The 8,402-nt window shown below is 71.8% G+C and carries 1 protein-coding gene; it reads right to left on the bottom strand.

The genetic code is table 11. From position 1 onward, the window contains the following. On the bottom strand, positions 1 to 8,372 hold an 8,372-nt coding region (locus tag AB0O01_RS36420), incomplete at its 3' end, for an amino acid adenylation domain-containing protein (RefSeq protein ID WP_365320412.1). Positions 8,373 to 8,402 lie beyond the last annotated feature (30 nt).

Here is an 8,402-nt window from a genome sequence, read left to right as displayed (position 1 = left end):
TCCACCTCACCCCGCGACACCACCACCCCATCCCCCACCACAACCACCGCACCCGCATCCACACCCACCCACTGATCAAACAACCCCAACACCGAGGAACCCCCGACCGAACCCGCACCCACCAACGACGACCCACCCCACTCAACAAGCACACGCTCACGCTCGGCGGGGTCGAGGATCTCCACGGCGGCGAGGCGCAGGGCCGGGTCCGTGGTGACCGAGTCCAGGACCCGGGTCCAGCGTCGGGTGAGGGCCTCGACCGTGGCGGCGTCGAACAGGTCCGCCGATCCGACGACGGCGCCGCGCAGTCCGGCGGGGTTGCCGTGCTCGTCGTACGCCTCCGCGATCATCACATCGAGGTCGTACTTGGCCGAGGCGGACGTGGTGGCGGCGGTCTCGGTGCCCGTCGCCGTTCCGGTGCGCTCGGCGTTCTGGAGGGTCAGGGCGACTTGGAAGAGGGGGTGGCGGGACATCGAGCGTTCGGGGGCGAGTTCCTCGACGAGGCGTTCGAAGGGCACGTCCTGATGTGCCCAGGCGCCCAGGCTGGCCTCGCGGACCCGCTCCAGGATCTGCCGGAACTCCGGGTTCCCGGAGAGGTCGGTGCGGATGACGAGGGTGTTGACGAAGAAGCCGACCAGGTCGTCCAGGGCCTCGTCATTGCGGCCGGCGATGCCGCAGCCGACGGGGATGTCGGTTCCGGCGCCCAGCCGTGACAGGGTGACCGCGAGCGCGGCCTGCATCACCATGAACACGGTGACACCCTCGGCGCGGGCGAGTTCCACGACTCGCCGATGCACCTCGGCGGGTACGTTCAGCAGGATCTGGTGGCCCTGGTGGCTGGTCACGGGCGGGCGGGACCGGTCGCCGGGCAGTTCCAGTTCCTCCGGTGCGCCGGAGAGTGCCTGCCGCCAGTAGTCGACCTGGGCGTTCAGCAGGCTGCCGGGGTCGGAGGCGTCGCCGAGCAGGTCCCGCTGCCAGAGGGCGTAGTCGGTGTACTGGACGGGCAGCGGGGCCCAGTCGGGTGCCTCGCCGCGCAGGCGGGCCGCGTAGGCGGTGGAGATGTCGCGCCCCAGGGGGCCCATGGACCAGCCGTCACTGGCGATGTGGTGCATGACCACGACGAGGACCCGCTCCTCCGGTCCGGCGTCGAACAGCCAGGCCCGGATGGGCAGTTCGGTGGCCAGGTCGAAGGCGTGCCGCGACACCCGGCTCACGGCCCCGGCCAGCTCGTCGCGCTCGACCTGGGTCACTTCCAGTTCCCAGTCCAGGTCGTCCGGGTCGAGGATGTGCTGATACGGCTCGCCGTCGATCTCGGCGAACACCGTCCGCAGTGATTCGTGCCGGGCGATGACATCCCGCAGCGCCGCGTCGAGTACGACGGGGTCGGCGCCGTTCACCCGGATCGGGACGGGGATGTTGTAGGTCGGGTTGGGTCCTTCGAGCCGGCCGAGGAACCACAGGCGCCGCTGCGCGAACGACAGGGGTACCCGCTCGGGTCGTTCGGCCACGGCCCGCAGGGGGGTGCGGGCCTGCCGGGTGCCCTGGGCGAGCCGGGCCGCCAGGCGGGCGACGGTCGGCGCCTCGAACAGCGCCCGCACCTCGACCTCCACACCCAGCACGGACCGGATCCGGGAGGTGAGGCGTACGGCCAGCAGGGAGTGTCCGCCGAGGCGGAAGAAGTTGTCCTCGACCCCGACCGACTCCACGCCCAGGACATCGGCGAACAGGGTGCAGAGGATCTCCTCCTGCACGGTGGCCGGGGCCCGGCCGGTGCCGGTCGCGTACTCCGGGGCGGGCAGGGCCCCTCGGTCGAGTTTGCCGTTGACCGTCAGCGGCAGCTCGTCCAGGGTGACGAAGGCGGACGGGACCATGTACTCGGGCAGCCGGGAGGTCACGAGGTCCCGCAGGGCGTCCACGTCCTGGGCCGACGGTACGACGTACGCCACCAGGGCGCCTTCACGGGCCACCACCGCGGCCTGGGTCACCTCCGGGTGCGACAGCAGCAGACTCTCGATCTCACCGGGTTCGATCCGGAAGCCGCGGACCTTGACCTGGTCGTCGGCGCGCCCGGCGAAGACGAGCTGTCCGTCGGGGGTCCAGCGAGCGAGGTCGCCGGTGCGGTACATCCGCCGGCCGGTCTCGAACGGGGATGCCACGAATCGCTCGCCGGTCAGTCCCGGGCGTCCGACGTACCCGCGCGCCAGCCCGGCGCCGGACACATACAGCTCACCCGTCACCCCGACCGGCACCGGCTGGAGAGTCTCGTCCAGGACGTAGGCGCGTGTGTTGGCCATGGGGGCGCCGATGGTCGGCTCGTCGCCGGGGGCGAGGGGCTCGGACATCGAGGCACACACCGTCACCTCCGTCGGGCCGTACGCGTTCAGCAGACGGCGACCCGGTGCCCAGCGCTCCACCGACCGGGGGTCCAGTGCCTCACCGGCCGAGATGAGCGTGGTGACCGACCCCAGGTCACCGGTTTCCAGGGCGCCCAGCACCGCCGGGGGCAGCGTCACATGGGTCACCCCATGCCGGGCCACCGCGCCTGCCACGCCCGCGCCGGAATCCAGTTCCTCCGCCGAACCCGCGACCAATACCCCGCCCGCGCACAGAGTCACCCACACCTCGGACACCACCGCGTCGAAACCGACCGACGCGAACTGGAGCACCCGGGCGCTCTCATCGACGGCGAACCGCTCACCCTGAGCCGACACCAGGTTCACCAGCCCCGCGTGCGAGACCGCGACACCCTTCGGCACCCCCGTCGAACCCGACGTATAGATCACATACGCCAGATCACCGGCCGTGCCCGGAGCCTCCGACGGCTCGTCCGGCTGATCCAGGTCCTCCGGACCGAGGACCAGGGACACACCCGCGTCCGCGAGCATGAAGTCCACCCGCTCGGCCGGGAGGCGCGAGTCGACCGGGAGATAGGCAGCGCCCGCCTTCCACACGCCCAGCATCCCGGTGACCAGCTCCGCACCGCGCGGCAGCCGCAGGGCCACCATCGACTCCGGGCCGACACCCCGGCCCCGCAGATGGTGCGCCAGCCGGTTCGCCGCCGCGTCGAGGTCGCGGTACGACAGCTCACCGGCCTCGCTCACCACCGCCACCGCGTCCGGGACTGCCGCCGCCCGGCGTTCGAAGAGGTCCACCACCGACCCGTCCGGGACCTGAGCGGCTGTGGCGTTCCAGGTGCGGAGGATGCGGGCGCGGTCGTCGGTGTCGAGGACGAGGACGCGGTCGAGGGTGGTGTCGGGGCCGCCGTCGAGCGTGCGGGTCAGCGCGCCGAGGAGATGGTCGAGGGTGGTCTGGAGCAGGTGTCCCACCGCTGCGGCGTCGATGGGGGTGACGGCTGCCACGGTGAAGCCGATGTGGTCCGGGCCGAGGTCGTTCACGGCGACGGTCAGGGGATAGTTGGTCCGCTCGCGGACCATGACATTGCGGATGCCGTCGATCGGCTGCTGTTCGAGGGTCTCGTCGTCGTCCGTGGCGTCGCTGGTGGTGTCGCTGGTGGTGTCGCCTGTACCGGTTGTCGTGCGGGGGTCCGCGTGGCGGTAGTTGAAGAGTGAGGTGAACAGGGGGGTGTTCTCGGTGATGCCGCTGGCCTGCTGGGCGACCGCCAGGGGCGCGTGCTCGTGCTCCAGGAGGGCGGCCAGTTGGTCCCGCATCAGCTCGATGGCGGCGCGCGCGCCGACCCGGGAGGTACGGACGCGGACCGGGAGGGTGTTGATGAACAGGCCGAGGGCCTGGTCGGCGCCGTCACCCGCGTTCATCCGCCCGAACAGCACCGTGCCGAACACCACGTCGTCCCGGCCGGACAGCACCCCGAGGACCCGCGCCCACACCACATGCAGGACGGTCGCGGCGCTGACGCCGAGCCCACGGGCCACCTCCCGCAGTCGGATCGCCAACTCGGCGGGGACGGTGAGCACTTCGGTCGCGGAGTCACTGCCGTCCCCGTGGACGTCCAGCACTCCGAAGGGCGCGGTCGGCTCGGTCACATCGGCCAGGAGGTCCGCGAAGAACCGCTCGTGCTCCGCCCTCGGGACCGCGCGGCTCTGGGCCACGAAGTTCCGGAAGGGGGCGGCCGGGGCGAGCCGGTCCTTGCGGCCGACGAGGATCGTGCGCAGTTCCCGCATCAGCACATCGGTGCCCATGTGGTCCTCGACCATGTGGTGGATCCGGATCAGCCCGAGCCAGCGGCCGTCGGCGACCTCGGCGACATGCAGATCCATCAGGGGCGCCCGCCCCAGGTCCATCGACAGTCCGCCGGCGGCCATCAGGGCATCGGCCCAGCGCGCGGGTTCCGTGCCGTCGCGGTCGAGGACATGCTCGATCACGGGCAGCGTCGCCCGCCGCCACACCACCTGCACCGGTTCCCGCAGGCCCTCCCAGACCACGGCGGTCCGGTAGATGTCGTGCCGGTCGAGGACCTGCCGGAGCGCGCCCGCGAACTCGTCAAGGCGGGCCCGGGTGGTGAACTCGACCAGGCGCACCGTCACATAGGCGTCGGCTCCACCGGCCGCCATGAGGTGGTGGAAGAACAGGCCCTCCTGCAAGGGGGCGAGCGGGTAGATGTCGGCGATGTTCGCGGCGCCGCCGTCGACCGAGGCGACGACCCGGTCGATCTCGCTCTGCGACAGCTCGACGAGGGGCAGCAGGTCGGGGGTGATCCGCTCGGCACCGGCCGGGATCGGATTCTCCGGCACCTCCACCGACTCGGCTCCCGCGCTGCCGGCGAGTCCGGCGGGGGTGGGCGTCTCGAACAGCGCCCGCACCGACACCGACACGCCCCGGCCCCGCAACCGCTCCACCAGTGTCACGGCGAGGAGGGAGTGCCCGCCGAGTTGGAAGAAGTTGTCCTCCACCCCGACCGACTCCAGCCCCAGCACCTCGGCGAAGACCGCGCACACGATCTCCTCCCGGACGGTCGCGGGGGCGCGGCCTGCGCCGGTCGCGTACGCGGGTGCGGGAAGGGCCTCGCGGTCCAGCTTTCCGTTCGTGGTCAGGGGCAGTTCGTCGAGCGTGACGAAGGCGGCCGGGACCATGTACTCGGGGAGCCGGGAGACGAGCAGTTCACGGAGCGGGGCGGTGTCGGGGAGGGCCGGGACGACATAGGCGACGAGGGCTTCGTCGCGGGCGATCACGGCGGCCCGGGTGACCTCGGGGTGGGTGAGCAGAGCCGTCTCGATCTCGCCGGGTTCGATACGGAACCCGCGCACCTTGACCTGCTGGTCGGCGCGCCCGGCGAACACCAACTGCCCGTCCGGGGTCCAGCGGGCCAGGTCACCCGTGCGGTACATGCGCTGCCCGGCATCGAAGGGGGAGGCCACGAACCGCTCACCCGTCAGCGCCGGACGGTTCACATACCCCCGCGCCAGCCCGGCTCCGGCCACATACAGCTCCCCGGCGACACCGGCCGGAACCGGCTCCAGGCCGTCGTCCAGGACGTAGAGCCGGGTGTTGGCGATCGGCCGCCCGAAGGGCACGGGGCCGGGGCGGTCGGTGTCCACCGTCTCCGCCGCCACCATCACCGTCGCCTCGGTGGGACCGTAGGTGTTGACCAGTCGCCGACCGGCGGACCACTGCCGTGCCGCCGTCTCACTGATCGCCTCGGCGCCCACGAGGAGGGCTTCGACGCGGGCGAGATCCGCCGGTTCCAGGACCCCGAGCAGCGACGGCACCACACTGGCGGCCGTGACACCCGCCAGCTCCGCGAGCCGCCGCGGGTGCTCCCGCTGCTCCTCGTCGGCGATCCAGAGCGCCGAGCCGGACGAGAGCGCCACCGCCACATCCAGCACGGAGGCATCGAAACTGAACGAGGCGAACTGGAGGATGCCCGCGCCGGGACCAGCGCCCATGACGGGCCCGAACACCGACACCAGGTTCGCGAGGGAGCCGTGCGCGACGGCGACGCCCTTCGGGGTCCCCGTCGAGCCGGAGGTGTAGATCACATACGCCAGATCACCGGCGACGCCCGGAGCCTCCGACCGCTCACCAGGCTGGTCCAGATCCTCCGGCTGGTCCAGATCCTCCGGACCGAGGACGAGGGTGACACCCGCGTCCGCGAGCATGAACGTGACCCGCTCAGCGGGCAGTTGGGGATCGACGGGCAGGTACGCCGCCCCCGCCTTCCACACACCCAGGATCCCGACGACCATCTCCGGGCCGCGCGGCAGCCGCAGCCCCACCACCGACTCCGGCCCAACCTCTCGGCCCCGCAGAGAGTGCGCGAGCCGGTTCGCCGCCGCGTCGAGGTCACCGTAGGACGTTTCGACGCCCCCGCTCACCACCGCCACAGCAGCCGGATCGGCCGCGGCACGCGCCTCGAACTGCTCGACAACCGTCAGGGCGGGACGCTCGGCGGCCGTGTCGTTCCAGCGCTCCAGCACCGCTTCGCGTTCATCGGCGGCCAGGACGTCGACGGCGTGCAGCCGGATGTCGGGTGCCGAGGTCACCGTGTCGAGGACGCGCAGCCAGCGCTGGACCATGACCTCGGTGGAGGCCACGTCGAACAGGTCGGCCGACGCCGTCAGGGCGCCGCGCAGTCCGGCGGGACGGCCCTGGTCGTCCAGGACCTCGCCGACGATCACATCGAGGTCGAACTTCGCGGACACCCGGGCCGGCCGCTCAGCGGAGGGCTGTTCCGGCCCGGCGGCGTCGATGTTCTGGACGGTGAACATGACCTGGAACAGCGGATGCCGGGCCAGTGACCGCTGCGGGGCCAGTTCCTCCACGAGGCGTTCGAAGGGGACATCCTGGTGGGCCATCGCCCCGAGGCTCGCCTCACGGACCCGGGCCAGCACCTGGCGGAACTCGGGGTCGCCGGACAGGTCGTTCCGGATGACCAGGGTGTTGACGAAGAAGCCGATCAGGTCGTCCAGGGCCTCGTCGGTGCGGCCCGCGACCGCCGAGCCGACCGGGATGTCCGTGCCGGAGCCCAGCCGGAACAGTGTGACCGCCAGGGCGGCCTGCAACGCCATGAAGACGGTCACGCCCTCCGCGCGGGCGAGTTCCACCAGGCGCTGATGCACCTCGGCCGGCACCTGGAGCGGTACCCGGTGACCGACATGCCCGGACACCGCCGGACGCTGCCGGTCCACGGGCAGGGCCAGTTCCTCGGGGGCTCCGGCCAGGGTGCGGCGCCAGTACTCGACCTGCTCGGACAGCAGGCTCTCCGGGTCCTCCGGGTCACCCAGCAACTCCCGCTGCCAGAGCGCGTAGTCCGCGTACTGCACGGCCAGCGGCTCGAACGCGGGTGCCTCACCACGGGAGCGGGCGGCGTACGCGGTGTCGACATCGCGGCGCAGCGGGCCCATCGACCAGCCGTCGCCCGCGATGTGGTGCACGACCACGACCAGCACCCGCACCTCGTCGTCGTCGGTCTCGAACAGCCAGGCGCGGATGGGGAGTTCGGTGGACAGCTCGAAGCGGTGCTGTGTGGCCCGTGCCACGGCCTCCGGCAGCCGCCCGGATGTCACCCGGGTCACCTGCACGCCCCAGTCCAGGTCGTCCGGGTCGAGGATGTGCTGGTACGGCTCGCCGTCGACCGCCGGGAAGACCGTCCGCAGCGACTCGTGCCGGGCGATCACATCCCGGAGGGCCGTGTTGAGTACGGCGGTGTCGACATCGCCGGTCAGCCGCATCGTCGTGGGGAGGTTGTAGAGGGCGTTCGGTCCGTCGAGCTGGGCCAGGAACCACATCCGGCGCTGCGCGAAGGACAGCGGCACCCGCTCCGGCCGCTCGGCGGCGGCCCGCAGCGCGTGTCGGGCCCGCCCGGCGGTGCCGGTGGCCAGCCGGGCGGCGAGGGCGGCCACGGTCGGCGCCTCGAACAGGGTGCGCAGGGGTACCTCGACCCCGAGGACGGCCCGGATCCGGGACATCAGGCGGACGGCGAGGAGGGAGTGTCCGCCCAGATCGAAGAAGCTGTCGTCGACGCCGACGGACTCGACTCCGAGGATCTCGGCGAAGGCACCGCAGAGCAGTTCCTCGGGGAGGGTGCTGGGGCGTCGGCCTTCGCCAGCCACATAGGAGGGCGCGGGCAGTGCGCGGCGGTCCAACTTGCCGTTCACCGTCAACGGCAGCCCGTCCAGGGCGACGAACGCCGCCGGGACCATGTACTCCGGCAACCTGGACGCCACCAACTCCCGCAGGCCGTCCACGTCCACAGTGCCCTCCGCCGGGACGACATAGGCCACCAGCCGCCTGTCACCGGGTGCATCCTCGCGGACCACGACAGCGGCCTGAGCCACCGCCGGATCACCGAGCAGAACGGCCTCGATCTCGCCGAGTTCGATCCGGAAACCCCGGACCTTCACCTGCTGATCCGCCCGCCCCACAAACACCAACTCACCATCCCCGGTCCACTTCACCAGGTCACCCGTCCGATACATCCGCTCACC

The sequence above is a fragment of the Streptomyces sp. NPDC093252 genome, assembly GCF_040683675.1.
Lineage (GTDB): Bacteria > Actinomycetota > Actinomycetes > Streptomycetales > Streptomycetaceae > Streptomyces.
The sequence above is the reverse complement of the archived record's forward strand: the minus strand, read 5'-3'. Positions and strand labels throughout refer to the sequence as shown.